17 protein-coding genes, 1 tRNA gene and 1 other RNA gene are annotated in these 15,621 nt (G+C 40.1%); 16 read left to right on the top strand and 3 right to left on the bottom strand.

The annotated features are described in order from the left end of the window. Positions 1-55: 55 nt before the first annotated feature. A complete protein-coding gene (locus J6578_RS06635) occupies positions 56-673 on the bottom strand; it encodes a LexA family protein (protein ID WP_180296257.1) in 618 nt (205 codons plus the stop codon). 388 nt (positions 674-1,061) lie between these two features. On the opposite strand from J6578_RS06635, the gene J6578_RS06630 reads away from it, so the two are divergent. Next, positions 1,062-1,490, top strand: a complete 429-nt coding sequence (locus J6578_RS06630) for a hypothetical protein (protein WP_093090160.1) — start codon at positions 1,062-1,064, stop codon at positions 1,488-1,490. Positions 1,491-2,165: 675 nt separating this feature from the next. On the opposite strand, the gene J6578_RS06625 is transcribed toward J6578_RS06630, so the two are convergent. Beyond that, positions 2,166-2,756 carry a helix-turn-helix domain-containing protein gene (locus J6578_RS06625; protein ID WP_093090162.1) on the bottom strand — a complete coding sequence of 197 codons (591 nt, stop codon included), beginning with the start codon at positions 2,754-2,756 and terminating at the stop codon, positions 2,166-2,168. Positions 2,757-3,120: 364 nt separating this feature from the next. Here J6578_RS06625 and J6578_RS06620 point away from each other — a divergent pair, with 364 nt between their 5' ends. The 4 genes from J6578_RS06620 to J6578_RS06605 all read left to right on the top strand — a co-directional run bounded on the left by J6578_RS06620 (position 3,121) and on the right by J6578_RS06605 (position 5,674). Beyond that, complete coding sequence (locus J6578_RS06620; protein ID WP_093090164.1) at positions 3,121-4,026, top strand: phage antirepressor N-terminal domain-containing protein; 906 nt, start codon at positions 3,121-3,123, stop codon at positions 4,024-4,026. A gap of 330 nt (positions 4,027-4,356) precedes the next feature. Further along, positions 4,357-4,845, top strand: coding sequence for a hypothetical protein (locus J6578_RS06615; RefSeq protein ID WP_287954158.1), 489 nt, complete (start codon positions 4,357-4,359; stop codon positions 4,843-4,845). A gap of 3 nt (positions 4,846-4,848) precedes the next feature. Beyond that, positions 4,849-5,190: a hypothetical protein gene (locus J6578_RS06610; protein ID WP_239349875.1), complete on the top strand. Its 342-nt coding sequence runs from the start codon at positions 4,849-4,851 to the stop codon at positions 5,188-5,190. Between the two features lie 52 nt (positions 5,191-5,242). After that, a complete protein-coding gene (locus tag J6578_RS06605) occupies positions 5,243-5,674 on the top strand; it encodes a M15 family metallopeptidase (protein WP_100150480.1) in 432 nt (143 codons plus the stop codon). A 675-nt stretch (positions 5,675-6,349) separates the two neighbouring features. Here J6578_RS06605 and ssrA read toward each other — a convergent pair. Further along, positions 6,350-6,710: a transfer-messenger RNA gene (gene ssrA, locus J6578_RS06600) on the bottom strand. Positions 6,711-6,927: 217 nt separating this feature from the next. Here ssrA and J6578_RS06595 point away from each other — a divergent pair. From J6578_RS06595 to J6578_RS06545, 11 genes are all read left to right on the top strand, one after another. Continuing rightward, complete coding sequence (locus J6578_RS06595) at positions 6,928-7,425, top strand: DUF1841 family protein (RefSeq protein WP_287954157.1); 498 nt, start codon at positions 6,928-6,930, stop codon at positions 7,423-7,425. 117 nt (positions 7,426-7,542) lie between these two features. After that, positions 7,543-7,992 carry a DUF441 domain-containing protein gene (locus J6578_RS06590; protein WP_037491105.1) on the top strand — a complete coding sequence of 150 codons (450 nt, stop codon included), beginning with the start codon at positions 7,543-7,545 and terminating at the stop codon, positions 7,990-7,992. 69 nt (positions 7,993-8,061) lie between these two features. Beyond that, a tRNA-Ser gene (locus J6578_RS06585) sits at positions 8,062-8,152 on the top strand. Between the two features lie 257 nt (positions 8,153-8,409). Next, entirely contained in the window at positions 8,410-8,787 is a 378-nt protein-coding gene (locus J6578_RS06580) for a hypothetical protein (protein ID WP_287954156.1), read from the top strand. A 244-nt stretch (positions 8,788-9,031) separates the two neighbouring features. Next, positions 9,032-9,538 carry a Gp37 family protein gene (locus J6578_RS06575; RefSeq protein WP_287954155.1) on the top strand — a complete coding sequence of 169 codons (507 nt, stop codon included), beginning with the start codon at positions 9,032-9,034 and terminating at the stop codon, positions 9,536-9,538. 8 nt (positions 9,539-9,546) lie between these two features. Beyond that, a complete protein-coding gene (locus J6578_RS06570) occupies positions 9,547-10,950 on the top strand; it encodes a phage tail sheath family protein (RefSeq protein ID WP_239423633.1) in 1,404 nt (467 codons plus the stop codon). A 9-nt stretch (positions 10,951-10,959) separates the two neighbouring features. Next, positions 10,960-11,475: a phage major tail tube protein gene (locus J6578_RS06565; protein ID WP_093090178.1), complete on the top strand. Its 516-nt coding sequence runs from the start codon at positions 10,960-10,962 to the stop codon at positions 11,473-11,475. Between the two features lie 126 nt (positions 11,476-11,601). After that, the gene (locus J6578_RS06560) at positions 11,602-11,886 is read left to right on the top strand and encodes a phage tail assembly protein (protein WP_176715010.1); all 285 of its coding nucleotides are present in this window, start codon (positions 11,602-11,604) and stop codon (positions 11,884-11,886) included. After that, complete coding sequence (locus J6578_RS06555) at positions 11,876-12,034, top strand: GpE family phage tail protein (RefSeq protein ID WP_239349862.1); 159 nt, start codon at positions 11,876-11,878, stop codon at positions 12,032-12,034. The genes J6578_RS06560 and J6578_RS06555 overlap by 11 nt, the downstream gene beginning before the upstream one ends. 143 nt (positions 12,035-12,177) lie before the next feature. Continuing rightward, positions 12,178-14,724: a phage tail tape measure protein gene (locus J6578_RS06550; protein WP_287954154.1), complete on the top strand. Its 2,547-nt coding sequence runs from the start codon at positions 12,178-12,180 to the stop codon at positions 14,722-14,724. After that, positions 14,724-15,620 carry a phage tail protein gene (locus J6578_RS06545; protein ID WP_287954153.1) on the top strand — a complete coding sequence of 299 codons (897 nt, stop codon included), beginning with the start codon at positions 14,724-14,726 and terminating at the stop codon, positions 15,618-15,620. The genes J6578_RS06550 and J6578_RS06545 overlap by 1 nt, the downstream gene beginning before the upstream one ends. Position 15,621 lies beyond the last annotated feature (1 nt).

The raw sequence follows: 15,621 nt of genomic DNA, 5'->3' as shown, positions 1-15,621 counted from the left end.
GCGTTGTAATTTTTTTATATCGGTTTATCACTCAAACAAAACCGGATATTGCAGATTAAATATATATTTTAAATTTTTCTACCACCACACCGCATATCTGAAAGTGTTCGGACATTTTTATAATCGGATAGCGGTTATTCAACGGTTTTAAATAGTGGTAGCTGCCATCATTAATGTACTGCTTGAACATGGCCTCGGCGTTATTTTCACGTACTACAACAAAACAGCCATGCACTACAGGTTGTTGCGGTTCAACAATAATTCTGTCACCTGCCGTAAATTCAGGTTCCATACTATCGCCTTTAACTTCCAGTGCAAATGTCTGTACTCCTGGCTTCCGTAGAGTCGGTACCCAGATATTACTGATTGCAGCTAAAGTATCATTGTCTGACGGTTTTACTGCATCTATCCACGATAACAAAGGCACCTTGTAGCCATTGAACAAAATTTCACTAGTTTCAAATGAACCAATACCAAAATGTTCTGGCGTTACCACGTCAGCGAAATATGAGACCAGCTTGTCAATATGTGCTTTATCTACACGACCAGTCTGAATCCAACTGGTTACAGACGGTGGTTTAATTGAGAAAGCACGAGCAACATCAGCTTTGCGTACGCCTTTGAGCTCAATTGCAGATTTGATTGCTTCACCTAATTTTTTGCCCGTATACATAATCTTCCTTAGTTTTTGCCTAATCATATTTAGTGTATATCTAATTAGGCAATGAATTGCATTATATTAGTTATTAGCTTATTATTACGCTTATTTCGATTAATGAACATAATTTTTAGTTAATTAATACCTATTTTATAAGGCAAATTGTAATAGATATAAAGCTGTAATATGATAACTGTTAAAAGATTTATTCAGAATAAATCATAGAAATCAAAGAATAGAGAAATTTATGAACTTATTAAATTTTTGTTAAATGGAAATCTGATTTCATTATGTGTCTAAGGCAGTAATGAACCGGAGATAAATCCACATTAGGTCAAATACTGCATTATGTGTTAAGTATAACTTAATTATTTTTAGTACATCACTTAGTTAAGGTGTATTTATGACAAATTATAAAATAGAAGTTGATCTGGCAGAAACTGTATTGCGTGCATATGAATACTGTATGAGAGATACCATTAAAAAAGGGCATTGTCGCAGTATTGAATGGAAATATCAGGCTACAAAGCCAGCCAGTAATACTCAACAGCCACTTTATCCGAGCTATCAGCCAGAGGTATATGATATGGTAAAAATCACACTGGGAAACCTGTTTCACAAAAATCGTGAAGCATTTTCTACATTATCAAGCAAATATTGCAAAATCAGTCCATTATATAAACGTCAGAATCAGAATACCGTTAAACGCAACCAGCGCAGGCGCTATTCCAGTAAAGACTGGAATCAGGCTATTGAACAAAGTCTGTGGCTTTTCTGGCAAGAAATGAAACTTCAGCCTCAGTTTGAAAAATATTTTCGTTATACCTCTTGACACATTATCTACACACTTTATAATGTGTAAAACATTATAGGTATGCTTAACCTTAAACAGCTGATAGATAAAGTTCCCGAAAGGGAGCTTTTTTGCGTCTTGGGTATTTTGAGCATGTTAATACTACCAATCATTTATACGTCCGAAGTAATTAACTATTTTTTTAACCGGTTTCTATTAAAGAAACCGGTTTTTTATTAGATTTCCACTCAACATTAAAAAAACACCCAATCAGTGGGTTGTTAAATTAACTTTATTTTACACAAATTTAATGATATGATGTGTTTTGTAAGCAGGTGATTTGGTTCTGACCTGATTACGGGTTAATAATGAGGTAGGAGAACTTTCTACTGGCAATAGCATGAGACATGTAATCTATTTTTAATTGAAAATTTGAGATTAAGGTTTTTTAAAGCATATATGTTTATTCATACATTGAATAGTGAAATTCACAAACAAACTTCAGTAGTAAATATCGTCGGAGGTTGGTTTAAATTTAGTTGCTTACCTGATTTAGGCATAAATTATCATAAAGGTATTATGAAATGTAGCGTGATTAATGATTGTTTATGATTGAATTCAAAGTAGGAATAAACTGGATACCTGATTCTGTATCCAGCTAATCATGGGCAATAAAGTAAAGACTGCTAAAATTATTGATTGGCATTAATGTACTTATAAAAATCCCGTTTTGTAAACGATTCGACCTATAAGCTCAATATCACTTATGGCTACTATTTCATCTGGATATTCGTAATTGTTATAGCTTTTTAATCGTATTTGCTGATTTGGTAAATTTTGCAGAATTTTGATTCTAAACAGTTCTCCTTGGTTGAATGCGTAGATTTTGCCATCAATCAGACTTTTCTGGGAAATATCAATGATGAATTTATCACCATCGTTTAATAGATTTTGCATGGAATTGCCACTCATGGTGGCACAAATTAGATTATCTATCTGTAAATTATGTAGCTTTAAATCTGTTTTAGAAATTGATAATTGTGTAGTTACTAGCGAGGTATTCTGATTAAACAGAGGAGGAATATTAATAAAAGCATCACCATTGCCATAGATATTGGATATGGAATCAGTTTGTTTAAAATTAAGTATTTTCATAATCTTATTAACTGTCTCTAATCTGGGGGTTACTTTGCCCAGCTCATATCTGGATATTAGGGATGGGGTGATACTGGTTTTCTGGGCTAGTTCTTTTTGAGAAAGTCCGGCTGCCAGTCTGGCTGCTTTGAGTTGATATGCGAATTTCATGATAAAAAAATATGATGTTAAGAAATAAAATTTAATACCTAAATGTAAAGAAAAAGGTCATAAATAGCCATAAAATACTTGTAATTATCTTTTATAAATTTTAATATAGCCAAATATGGCTATAGTGGATAACCACTTAGGAGTATATTACTTGAAATGATATAGGGTCAAAACTATCACTTATTTAACTGAAAGTATTTGTAAATAAACTCAACTTAAATTAACGATTAATTGATATAAGGTCAAAATAAAATTTGTAAATATATTTAACAATTTTAGTATCTGAAATGGTAATACCTCAAAGGCTGCCACCTTTGAGGTATTAGGTAAACAAAAATCCCAAGGTTAAAATTAGGAGTTTTGAATGAATAATAGTATCACATTTGTTTCTTTTTTAGGGAGTAGCCTCGCTACAGTTAAAGTTAAAAATACAATTTACGTATGCATGAAATCAGTTGTTAACGGTATTGGTCTGGACTGGTCAACTCAGCACCGCAAATTAAGGGGGTGCTATCAAAAATATGGATGTGGATTTTTGTCTATTCCAGTTAAAAACGGCACTAAAAAAATTTTGGTGATTCCTTTAAAGAAACTGACTAATTGGCTACAGAGTATCAATCCAAAAAAAGTCAAAGATAGCCTGAAAGAGCTGGTACTAGCTTATCAGAATGAATGTGCTGAGACTATTCAGGCTCACTGGCACAAGCCACGAACTATCAAAAAACCACATTGTGGTGCAGAAATTGCTGATAAAAAAGATTGTCCGAGTTTACTACCTAACCAGATTTCTATTATCAAGGCTTTACATAGACAGCTTGTTTTAGCTGTTGCTAAAGAAAAACAGGCTGAGCTGGCGATGACCTTATGGCAGGCTGTGCAAACACGCTTTGGTGTAAGTTATGAGAAAGTACCTTCATCTAAATTTGTAGATGTTATTTGTTTGTTAAGCCGCGTTGCAGTTAAAAAAGCCAGCATAAGCAGCTCGGAATCAGATAAAACGTGCAATGATGAGCTTAATGTTCCGTCTACCGCGCTGGTTAATCTGTATGAATCATTCGCTTGTTCCCAGAAGATGCGCCTGATGTATGAGCATTTATTTCCAGCTTTTCGTATTCTCGGTAGCAAATATGAAGCACAAATTCATGAATTTGCATATGAAATGGATCAGATATTTAATAAATGTCATAAGGCCTTTTTACCATTGTTTGAAAAAATGCCTGAATCTGAAGCCAAGGATTCGGCACGTACTTATCTGGCTAAGTTGATGTAAAGATCTGATTAACTCGGAAAATGGTTTTTTGAGTTCTAGCCATACTGTGAACGCATCTAAAATCAGGATGCTTGAGGGTATGGCTATTATGTTTCTGCAATTTAACTATGAATATACTAGAATTATTTATATATTAAATATAAAAGATTATGTTAATTGATAATGATTATTTAGTAAAAAAAAATAATTATTATCCAGACAAGAAATGGAAGGAAAATTCAGATAACAAGTTTGAAAAAGTGTACTAAAAATGAATATTCTAATATTGATAAGTATTAAAACTGGTTTTTAGCCAGTTTTTTTTGTTTTTGAGGGTTAAATGGTTGATTTATGAAAAATGTGGAATTGGTATTAAAGTTACTTCATTCACTTCTGGATTTAAGATTTTTGCCGGATAAATTGCAAAAATGGTTATTTTATACAGGTACACGTGTGATTACCGTTACAAGTGCACTGATTATGATAGGTTTTGCCGGCGTATTTTTATTGGGTGGCGGTGAGGTTTTTAATCTGAAACTATATAAAGGTTTTCTGTTATTACATCCGTATACTTTGGCGGTATTATTGATTGGGGTAGCATTGTTACAGTTAATTATAGCGATATTTAAATCAAATCGTTGTAGCGTACTTTCTGGCTATTTACTGATTTTATCTGCGCTGATATGGGCTGTAATATCCGCTACGTTCTGGGCATCATATCCACCTTTGACAACAGGCATGACTACTTATCCTGTGTTAACCGTGGTGTGTGCACTGGCGGGACGTAATCTGATCAACTATACAAAACGGGTTGAAGATTTGAAACATAAAGGACGATAAAGTATGGAGTTAGTAAAAGATGCTTTTTCGGTCTGTATTTTATTTGCGCTAATGGGTGGGCTGGCTGGTTCTTTACTGGTTACCGATTACAAACGCTATGGCTGGTTTATGACGATTTTGTTTGTCTTATTGGGAATGATATTGGCTGCTGCAGTAACTGATTATTTTTTCCCGCAAAACCGTCCATGGCTTTTTGCTGGTGTCGGCGTATTTGCAGGTATGTCAACAACGTCATTTCTGGACGCGTTCAAGGCTGCTGCACCAACACTGGCACAGCGCATAATTAATATTGTAAGTAAAAAAGCAGAGCGGTTTGTTGATAGTAATGATTCAACAAAGGAATAATTATGAGTAAGTGTCTGGCAGCCTGAGGGCTGCTTTTTTTTGGATAATAAAAATGTATAAATTGAGTAATCGATCATTGCAACGTTTATATGGGGTAGATGCTGGTCTGGTTAGAGTAGTGAAACGGGCAATTGAGCTGACTGATCAGGATTTTATGGTCACTGAGGGTGTGCGCACGCGTGAGCAGTGTTGTATTAATTATGGCAAAGGGCGCACAGCACAGCAATGTAGTGTGAAAGGGGTGCCTGTCAAATATGCACAGCCAAGCTTGAGTAAGGTAACATGGTTAAATAATCCATTTGCAAGTAAACATGTTACTGGTAAGGCGATAGATTTGATTCCTTATCCGGTTGATTGGAATGATTTAAAAAAATTCCACATGATTGCCGCAGCCATGAAACAAGCTGCTACTGAATTGGGTGTGAAAATTAAGTGGGGTGGTGACTGGAAAAAAAGTAAGGATTACCCGCATTTTGAGATATAACAGGCCGGTTTGGGGGATAGCTGGATACTGTTTGTATCGGTTGATATGTAAGTCTGTTAAATTTTCCGTTGCATAAATTTGTTATGGATCTGAATTTAGATATATCAGAATGATTTGCTTGATCCATCAGTAAAACTAAATTTTTACACAGGTTGATTTTGATAGAGTGAGAGGCCCAGTATGGAAAATATTCTGTCTGATACGTGATTCATTTAAGCAGATAATTTGCCAATATGATAGTTGATTTACCAGATGATTCTGTAATTAGCTTTCCCTATTTATTTTTCATGCGAATATGTTGTATTTTGGTTTGTAAAGACTGATTTGCTATGATGTGTATCTGTTAAGTGAGCTGATAATAAGATTTTGAGTATGATAATATATTTAATATAGTATTAATTGATACTAATGTAAAGAATTTATTTTAATTTCAAAATATTATAATTTATTTATTGACTTAAGCTAAGAAATAAATTATGATTAACTTAATTAATAGGTATGCTTCACCTTAAACAGCTGATTAAAAAGTTCCCTAATTGGGAGCTTTTTTGCGTTCTGGAAAAGATAAGTTGTCTATCGTGTCTTTTACTTTGCCGTATACGCAGACCAAATCGCTAGAGCAGTAAAGCGGTTAATGAATTTAGATATCGTGTCTAAAACAATAGACTGGATATATGGTGGAGGCGGGGGGAATCGAACCCCCGTCCGAAAGTCCTCTACAGAGCGATCTACATACTTAGTCTTGCCAACTTCGAATCTTATTCACAAACCGCCGACAGACAGGCTGTTTGTAAACCAGTTGCCATAAATCTTGTTCAATGCCAGACAACACGGCATTGAACCAGCCAATGTAAATGTCGTTGCGGTGAGTTACCTCACACGGCCCATTGGCCAACCGTTGCAACGTTTAGCCTTAAGCGGCTAAAGCGTAAGATTCGTCGTTTGCGACTATATAAATTCAGTGTTTTACGGGAATCTGAGACCCCGGTATGCACGCATCTGCTTTGCAACCCCCGTCGAAACCAAGGTCGCCCCCAGATGATTTGTCAATTATACTTTATTTTTGGTGTATATGCATAGTTATATAAAAATGATTAAATCTTACTCTGGCAATTTGTTGATATATGGATTTGTCATTACGGATAAAGCAGATTCATGCTGTTTTTATACTATCTGATTAGCTGATGGGATGTTATCGGTGTTGGCAGCATTGATTTATAATTTGCATTATTTTGTTTGGAATGAATGCTGTTATGTATGATGTCAATACGGATGATGTGCGCCTTTTTTTTGCAGATGTGTGGCGCAAGCGTCAACAGCCACAGTTGCTGGATGCGTTGCAGCAGAAGGCTTTGCGGATTATTGCTGCGCATACTGAATATGCGCCCTATCTGGAAAATGTTGAACAGTTTCTCACTCGAACATGGCGGCCGGAAGAGGGAGAAACAAATCCTTTTTTGCATTTGTCGCTGCATTTATCGGTACAGGAACAGGTTGCGATTGATCAGCCGTTTGGGATTGCAGCTATTCATCAGCGCTTGTGTGAGCGATATGCGGGTGACTGGGTGAAAGCAGAACACGATATGATTGAGGCTCTGGCAGAAACGATCTGGCAGGCGCAACGCTATGGACAGGGACTGGATGTGAATACTTATATGACGCGTTTGCGCAGTCTGGTGGGGTTGGGGCAGGAAGATGAGGCGCGTTTAAATCCTCATGAAGTGGGACAGGCTTCAAGCAAAGAGGTTTGAGTTTGCTCATGCTTTGATTATGGTTTATTGTTTGACACCTTTGTGTTGGTCAGCTGTGATGTTGACTGGATACGCATGTGGGAACTATTTTCAATAATCTTTAAGCAGGGGATAGATATGTCTTTCTGGGCAAGTAATGCGAATGCTTTGTTGCTGTTGCTGTTTGTGGCTTTGGGTATTGTGGGAAATAATCCTTCAGTAACCATTTCGGCGTTGATTATTTTGCTGGTACAGCAAACGCCGTTACTTAAATATGCGCCGGTACTGGAAAAGTATGGGCTGCAACTGGGTATTATGCTGCTGATGATAGGTGTGCTGGCACCGTTGATTACGGGCAAGGTGCAGCCGGCACAGATTGCTGCGCTGGTAACTAGCTGGAAAACTATTGCTGCTGTGGTAGTGGGTACAGTTGTTGCCTGGCTTGGTGGACGTGGGGTGCAATTGATGCAGGTCAATCCGACAATTGTAACTGGTTTGATGATTGGTACCATTATCGGGGTGGCTTTTTTACGCGGTGTGCCGGTGGGGCCACTGATTGCGGCAGGATTGCTATCGCTGATTTTATAAGTGCTCTGTTGCTGAAGCTCTTGCCAGAAAGTTACGCTCTCGTTATAATGCGCGCAATTCCATTCTCACGGAGAGGTGGATGAGTGGTTGAAGTCGCACGCCTGGAAAGCGTGTATACGTGAATAGCGTATCGAGGGTTCGAATCCCTTCCTCTCCGCCAGATTTTCAGATTAAATCCGCTTTGAATTAAGCGGATTTTTTTATGGGTATAAAAATTGCAATTATATATTTATTTAATATTGATAAATTAGGATCAATATTAATAATACTTATTTGCTAAATTGCGGTTTTCGCGTGATTTTATACTCATATTTGTGGAGGTTGAAATTTAAATTACATAGCAGATAACTAAGAAAAAATCTTGCTACGTAATTTTAACTAAAACATCCGTTTTAATTTTTATAAAAGGATTGAATTATGGAGAATAATCTGGACATGACTACCATTATAAATAGTGAAGAACAAAATGATTTTCCAAAACCGGATTTCGAAAATAATTCCATAGGTTATAAATATGGATATTACAGTATATCTTACAATGATGGAGCCACATGGATACAGAATGGCTTTTGGTGGGCACCAATAGGTGGAAATTTTGCATTTCCTAAAATTGGATCGTTACTTAAGCGAACAGATATTATTGATAAAAATAATAATATTATTTATTCAATTTGTGCAAAAGCAAACGAAAAAATTAGTGGTTTAGGTGGAGGATATCCTTTAACACAAGAATTTTATATTAACAATAAAGATAAGTTTGAACGTAATATTTGTTTATTATCTAAAGCTGAATGAAATTTGGTTAGATGTTTTAAATACAATAGTTTATTGTTGATATACAAGCTGCCTTGAATTTATGGTGGCTTTTTTAATTTTAATATTTTTGATTAATTTTATTTAATATATATAAAACTAACTTTTAATAATTATTCATTTGACATAATTATTCAATATTTTATATCAATTTAAATGAAATGAACGGATGAATAGGGAAGATTGCTTAAATTTTGAAGCATGATTATTAAAGAAAGGTATGTCCATGGCTGTAACAAGGACTCTTCTGAACCATATTCTGATACATATTCAGCAGGCTCTGCCGGATTATTCGGTGCAGCTGATGCCAAATAATTTTAAGAATTATCAGTTTGTTCATCCGTTGGGTGAAGTGCTGATTGGTTATCAGCGCAGTAAATTCAGCAAGCCATGCACTACTGACCTAATTACGCAGGAGCGGCGTTTGCAGTTACGGTTTACTGTTTTTACACGTGCTCTGGGTGGCGAACAGGGTGCGCTGGATTTACTTGATTCTTTACGCTTGGCTCTGGTGGGCTTTCAGCCTCACCATTGTAAGCAAATCCGGTTGTTGAGTGAGCGCTTTCTGGGGGAGGCCGATGGAGTTTGGCGCTATCGGTTATGCGCTCGCACTGAGACGCTTCAGGTGGAACGGCGTCCGGTGGTTAATCAGCAAAATCTGGTCAAATCGATACCAACTCGTGGTGAGATTAAGGCCAAAGCTATTTCACAATCTGTAACTTCGAAGGAGTAAAAATCATCATGGCAGCAGCTTATTTGCATGGTGTTGAAACAATCCGTATTGATGGCGGCAGTAGTCCGGTCTATACCGTGGACGGGGCGATTACGGCGATTGTCGGTACGGGTATGTCTGGTGCAGTAAATGAATTGACGGTGTGTCAGACAGTTAAGGATTTTAGTCAGTTTGGTTCGGTAACGGGAGCTGGTTTTACTTTGCCTGATGCGGCTAATATCTGGACGCGTTATCAGTCTGGTGTGGCCTATGTGGTCAATGTGCTGGATCCGGCCAAACATAAAACGGTTGTTGATTCTGAAGCTCTGGTTATCGACAGTGATACGTTGATGGCAAAAACAGCGCATCCGGCGATACAGGCTGGTTTTACGGTACAGGCAGGTAATCAGACTTTGTCTGAAGGCACTGATTACACGCTGAATCAGGAAACAGGTGAGTTGTCTTTTGCGCAGCCGCGTGCGGAAGTGTCGATTTCCTATACTTATCTTGATCCAAGCAAGGTAACGGTAGCGGATATTATCGGTGGCTATGAAGCGGCAACCGGTAAGCGCAAAGGCATGGAACTGCTTACTGAAGGTTTTACCCGTCTGGGTGCGGATGCGAAGATTGTGATTGTGCCGCAATATGATGCAGATGCGGCTGTTGCCGCAGCGATGGTAACGCTGGCTGATAAGCTGGAAGCAATTGCCTACATTGCGGCTCCGAAAGGCACTACACTGACGCAGGCAATTCAGGGACGCGGTTCGCTTGGAAATATTAATTTCCAGACTTCTTCAGATCGCGCGCAGTTATTTTATCCATATGTTACTGGTTCCAGCGGCGAGCTGGAAAGTCTGGCCACGCATGCTGCCGGTTTGCGTATGAAAACTGATGTGAATCAGGGCTACTGGTTCAGTATTTCCAACCGTGAGCTTTTGGGCGTAACCGGTATGGAAGTGTCGCTGACAGCACGGATTGATGACCCGCAGGCGGAAACCAATCGCCTGAATGAAAAGGGGATTACTACGGTATTTAACAGCTATGGTACTGGTTTCCGCTTATGGGGTAACCGTCTTGCCTGTTTCCCGACAGTAACGCATATCAAGAATTTTGAAACGGCTCAGCGTACTGGTGATTTGATTGATGAGTCGATTCGTCGTGCGCAGTTACAGTACATTGATTTGCCTATTGATGATGCGCTGATTGACAGCCTGCTGGGTACGGTACGTACTTATCTGGGTACACTCAAGAGTATTGTTGGTTTTAGTGTGAGTCTGGATTATGACTATGATCTGGCTGATGCTTTCAGTAAAGGGCAGGTACCAATCAAGTATGACTATACACCTAAACTGCCAGCAGAACGTATCACTAATACTAGTGTGATGACCCGTACTTATCTGGCTAATTTGATTAGTAATCAGTCTGCCGCTTAGGAATCAGTTATGACAGAATTTAATGCAATTTATAATGCCAATGTTTATGTTAATGGTAATAGTCAGTTAGGCCGTGCCAGTCAGTTTAAATTACCGGATATTTCTGTTGGACAGACAGAAACTAAGGGTTTGGGGCTAGTAGGTTCGGTAAAGCTGCCCAGTGGTATTGAGGCGCTGGAAGGGGAAATTACTTGGAACAGTTTTTATCCGGATGTGTTCACTAAGGTTTATAACCCGTTTAAGGCGTGCCAGTTGATGGTACGTGCCAATGTACAGGCATTTAATGCCTCTGGTCTGGCCGCGGAAGTACCGATGGTGGTGATGGTGATGGCTACGTTCAGCAAGAATCCCTTAGGGACTTATAAACCAAAAGAAAAAGCTGAGTTTGCCAGTACTTTTCAGGCTACGGAAATTCATCAGACGGTTTCCGGCCGTGAAGTTTTGTATTACAACGCGTTTACTAATCAGTATCGGGTAAATGGTGTGGACATGCTGGCGCAGATGCGCGCAAATATCGGTATGTAGTTATTTTCAATTGGTAATGATGTTGTTAAATGCTCACTCTGTTGATCAGGGTGGGCGTTTTTTATGGTTGAAATGCTTTTTTACGCTGAATGATTTCGGCATTTATTGATGATTCAAGGAATAGATATGGCACAAACTGAAGCGCAACAGCTGCAAGAACAATTAGGTACGGGTAAGGTTATTAAGCTGGCTGAACCGCTGCAAACGCCGAATGGTGTGGTAACGGAACTAACGCTGCGCCGGGTACGGGTTAAGGATTTTAAACGTGCTGCTGAGCAGTATCCGGATAATGCGGTATTGCAGGAAGCTCATTGTTTGGCTATGGCTTCAGGCCTGCAAAGTGAAGATTTTGATGAGCTGTCGTGGGAGGACTACACGCTGGTGCGTCAGTTTTGTCTGGGTGCTCACTGATTGGGATGGTTTTTATCAAGCTGCTGCGGATTTAGCGTGGTGGTTTGGTTTTTCTCCGGCAGATATTGATGAGATGTCTCTGGATGAAATTTTACAATGGCAGCAACAGGCTAACCGACAGATTAAGGCTAAATACAGTAAGTTGTAAGCGGTTGCTGCCCGTTGTGACAGTACCGTTAATTCAGTATTGGTTTGCAGCAGACGCTGTGAACTGGTGATGGGTTAACGGTTATGGTTTATATGAATAATAAATAATAAGTGGATGAATTCCAGTATCTCTTGAGTTATTGGATGAAATACATTGGTGCCGTTATGGATAGTGGATTTGTTTCTGATTTTGGTGAGGTACAACGTTCTGTTAAGGCCTTTGGTTCTGCTATTGATGTGGCAACCAGAAAAATTGAGGAGATGGGGCGGTCTGTACAGGGTTTACGGGTGAAAATTCAATCTCTGGATAATTTGTCTGCAGCAACTGCGAAAGCGATTAGTGCTCAGAATAGGTTATCTGAGGCAGTAGACAGGCATAACAAAATTCTGGGGCAGCGCAAGAAAATTGGTGAGGAATTAGCGAAAACCAAAAGTACCCTTAAAACTTGGATGAAGCCGGTTGAGAAATCGGTGAAAATTCATATGGAACGGGAAACGGCGGAAACTGGGCTGAAACAGGCTATGATGCAGAAAGATGGCAGCATGGGCAGGTTTAATCAGATTAATGCCCACGCTATGCAACTGGGTCTTGAGCAGCAGGGTAATACAAATGATTATACTCGCCTTGCTACTAATATGAAGCTGGCCAATATGTCTGATGATGCGGTATTGCAAGGGGGGATGAGGACAATTGCCAGTTTTAATGTGTTATTTGGCAAGAAAATTGAGGATATTTCGGTAGCCAAGGGGTTGATGCAGACTTATAAGCTGAAAGATACGGAATTGTCCGCTGGTCTGGATGCTGTGCAGAAGGTTGCGCATTCTGTGGGTTTGAGTCTGGAAGATATTGAAAAATCTCAGGCTGCTATGGCTTCACCTTTACAAAGGTTGCATCTGACCGGTTTACAGAATCAGCAGAAAATATATGCTCTGGAGGGGATGGCAATACACGGCGGTGTCGGTAAGTCTGCGGCGGCTGACGGTATGGGGGAATTTCTGGACAGGCTGGCACAGGGGCCAAAAGCCATGCAGCAGGCTACTGCTGCAATGAGTATTGAAATGCGCCAGATGATGCAAAAATCTGGTGTGGTGTTTAATTTATTTGATAAAGACGGCTCACTTAAAGATATGCATGTGGTTGTAGGTGAGCTGGAAGCGAATTTTAATAAAGTTAAGGCTAAATATGGTGACCGTGCTGCATTGAATATGATGGATGCGGTATTCGGTAAGCAAGGTGGACAGATTGCCACTGCCGCAGCTCAGGGAGGAGGTGCCGGTTTTGTCACTATGCAAACCCGAATGGGTAATCAGCCTTCGCTGGATCAGCGAGCTCAGCTTCAGGTTAATACACTTGCTGTCAGTATGGATAATTTACACGATGCAGTGATTGAGGTAGGCAATGCTTTTGGTGCCACGCTGGCACCTGATATTAATACTTTTGCTCAGGTAGCCAAAGATGTGCTGCTCAATACGGTATTGCCTTTTATTCAGAAGCATCCCACGCTGATTAAATCTGTGGTGGCTTTCGGTGTAGGTTTGACTGGGCTACGGATGACGCTGCTGTTGGTTCGTTATGCTATTACCATGGTTACTGGTCCGCTGGCGCTATTGCGTACTATTTTTGCCCGTTTTCAGCTTGCGCATGACCTGAAGCAGGGTGGTTCGGTATTTCAGCGTTTACGTTCTGCCATTACCTCTGTGGGAAAATCTGCCGGTTCATTGCGCCAGAAGCTGTTGTCTTTTGGCAGCAGGCTGGCTGGTGTGGGCAAGAATTTTAAGGTGTTCAATAAGGGGCGCTCTGCACTGGGTTTATTGCAAAAGGCATTTTCCACTATAGGGCGTACTGCCATTGCGCCAATTAAGAAAATTGTGCAGTCATTTGGCCTGATTACCAAGGTAGTAAAACCTTTGTTTAGGGTTTTTTCCAGTCTGGGCAGGGGTTTCAGTGCATTGGGTAAAGGCCGTATTGTGCTGAATCTGCTACGTCAGGGAATTATAGCTGTAGGACGGGCTTTTCTGATGACGCCTATAGGGCTGGTTGCACTGGCAATTGGTGCAGCTGCTTTTCTGATTTATAAGTACTGGAAACCAATTAAAAGCTTTTTTATTGGTTTATGGGATAGCGTTAAAGCCAAATTTGAAGCAGGAATGAAATTCTTTAAGGATTTACCGGCAAAATTCAGTGAGTTTGGACGCAATATTATTGATGGTCTGGTTAAAAGTTTTACTGAAGGTATCAGTAGGGCTGTTAATGCTGTCGGTGAGTTCGCCAGTAAGATTATTAATAAGGCTAAATCTGTATTAGGGATTAATTCACCTAGCCGTGTATTTAAAAGCATAGGTGGTTCGCTGATGGAAGGTATGCATCTGGGGCTTGATCTCGGGGCAGATAAACCGGTTACAGCAATCGGTCTGGTTGCTGAGCGCTTACAGCAGAAATTCAAAAGTCGTTCTGGTACGTTGACTGCTCAGCTTAATGAAAAAATGCAGCTAAATGCAGCAGAATTTGCCCAGCATCGCTATCCGGCAGGACATGATTCCAGTGCAGTAACCATTAATTTTAATCCGACTATTCAGGTTAACGGCAACGCAGACCGTTCGGTGATTCAGCAGGCTTTGGCATTGAGTCAGCGCGAATTTGAACAGATGTACCGGCGCATGATGCAGGCAAAAGAGTTAAGGAGTTACTGATGTATGCAATGCTAGGAGATATTCGCTTTGAAGTGTTGGATAGTTTCAACAGTTATGAAGAAACGCATGGTGCTGTTTTTGCTAAACATGATGTATTGGCCGGCCGTCCGCGCCTACAGGCTACCGGCAATGATTTGACCACCATCCGTTTTGGTATGTTGCTGCACTGGAAGCTGAGTAATCCGGATAGTGCCTATACTGCATTGATTCAGGCCAAGGAAGCACAGCAGGCTCTGGCGCTGGTGTTTGGCTCGGGTCGTTTTGTTGGCTGGTTTGTGATTCAGCAGTTGAGTAGTACTACTTTGATTCAGGATGCACAGGGACGTACTGCCGCGCGTGAAATCAGTGTTGAGCTGCTTGAGTTTGTAGGTGATCCGAATAATCCGTTACCAACGCCGGGCATCATGAAGGGTCAGAATCCGCTGCTTTCTTTTATGCCGGATTCGATTAAAGGGGCTGTTAACAAGGTTGCGGCGGCGGTACAGACAGGGGTACGTATTTATCATGCCGTAGAAGAAAATGTTACTGAGATTCAGAACCTGATCACGCGTGCGCGTACTGTGCAACATGATACTTCTGGCTGGTTGGGTATGATTGCCGATGCGCTGTCTGTTGGCGGACAAACGCTAAGTAAGCTGAATACTTTGCCTGAGGTTGGTGCATGGTTTGGTGATCTGTCCGGTGCGGCAGATTTTCTGTCATATAACGGTCAGGCTGCGCATCAGCTGACAGAATGTGTGAATTTGATACAAAGTGGCTATGACAGTGGTGAGTGGGGAGACTGGCTGGATAATAGTGAAAAACTGTTATCCATGGTAGAGGACAGTATTAGCAATGCAACTACCGGTGCTCAGTCGTTAACGGCATGGCTGGCTGCCAGAAAGGATGAGGCCTGAT

This window comes from Snodgrassella sp., assembly GCF_024103505.1.
GTDB lineage: Bacteria > Pseudomonadota > Gammaproteobacteria > Burkholderiales > Neisseriaceae > Snodgrassella > Snodgrassella communis.
The sequence above is the reverse complement of the archived record's forward strand: the minus strand, read 5'-3'. Positions and strand labels throughout refer to the sequence as shown.

Coding starts and splice junctions, on each gene's coding strand:
- J6578_RS06570 (WP_239423633.1), top strand. CDS start 9,547: ATGGCAGCAGCTTATTTGCATGGTGTTGAAACAATCCGTATTGATGGC.
- J6578_RS06615 (WP_287954158.1), top strand. CDS start 4,357: ATGAAAAATGTGGAATTGGTATTAAAGTTACTTCATTCACTTCTGGAT.
- J6578_RS06630 (WP_093090160.1), top strand. CDS start 1,062: ATGACAAATTATAAAATAGAAGTTGATCTGGCAGAAACTGTATTGCGT.
- J6578_RS06580 (WP_287954156.1), top strand. CDS start 8,410: ATGGAGAATAATCTGGACATGACTACCATTATAAATAGTGAAGAACAA.
- J6578_RS06560 (WP_176715010.1), top strand. CDS start 11,602: ATGGCACAAACTGAAGCGCAACAGCTGCAAGAACAATTAGGTACGGGT.
- J6578_RS06620 (WP_093090164.1), top strand. CDS start 3,121: ATGAATAATAGTATCACATTTGTTTCTTTTTTAGGGAGTAGCCTCGCT.
- J6578_RS06635 (WP_180296257.1), bottom strand. CDS start 673: ATGTATACGGGCAAAAAATTAGGTGAAGCAATCAAATCTGCAATTGAG.
- J6578_RS06605 (WP_100150480.1), top strand. CDS start 5,243: ATGTATAAATTGAGTAATCGATCATTGCAACGTTTATATGGGGTAGAT.
- J6578_RS06565 (WP_093090178.1), top strand. CDS start 10,960: ATGACAGAATTTAATGCAATTTATAATGCCAATGTTTATGTTAATGGT.
- J6578_RS06590 (WP_037491105.1), top strand. CDS start 7,543: ATGTCTTTCTGGGCAAGTAATGCGAATGCTTTGTTGCTGTTGCTGTTT.
- J6578_RS06595 (WP_287954157.1), top strand. CDS start 6,928: ATGTATGATGTCAATACGGATGATGTGCGCCTTTTTTTTGCAGATGTG.
- J6578_RS06550 (WP_287954154.1), top strand. CDS start 12,178: ATGAAATACATTGGTGCCGTTATGGATAGTGGATTTGTTTCTGATTTT.
- J6578_RS06625 (WP_093090162.1), bottom strand. CDS start 2,756: ATGAAATTCGCATATCAACTCAAAGCAGCCAGACTGGCAGCCGGACTT.
- J6578_RS06575 (WP_287954155.1), top strand. CDS start 9,032: ATGGCTGTAACAAGGACTCTTCTGAACCATATTCTGATACATATTCAG.
- J6578_RS06545 (WP_287954153.1), top strand. CDS start 14,724: ATGTATGCAATGCTAGGAGATATTCGCTTTGAAGTGTTGGATAGTTTC.
- J6578_RS06610 (WP_239349875.1), top strand. CDS start 4,849: ATGGAGTTAGTAAAAGATGCTTTTTCGGTCTGTATTTTATTTGCGCTA.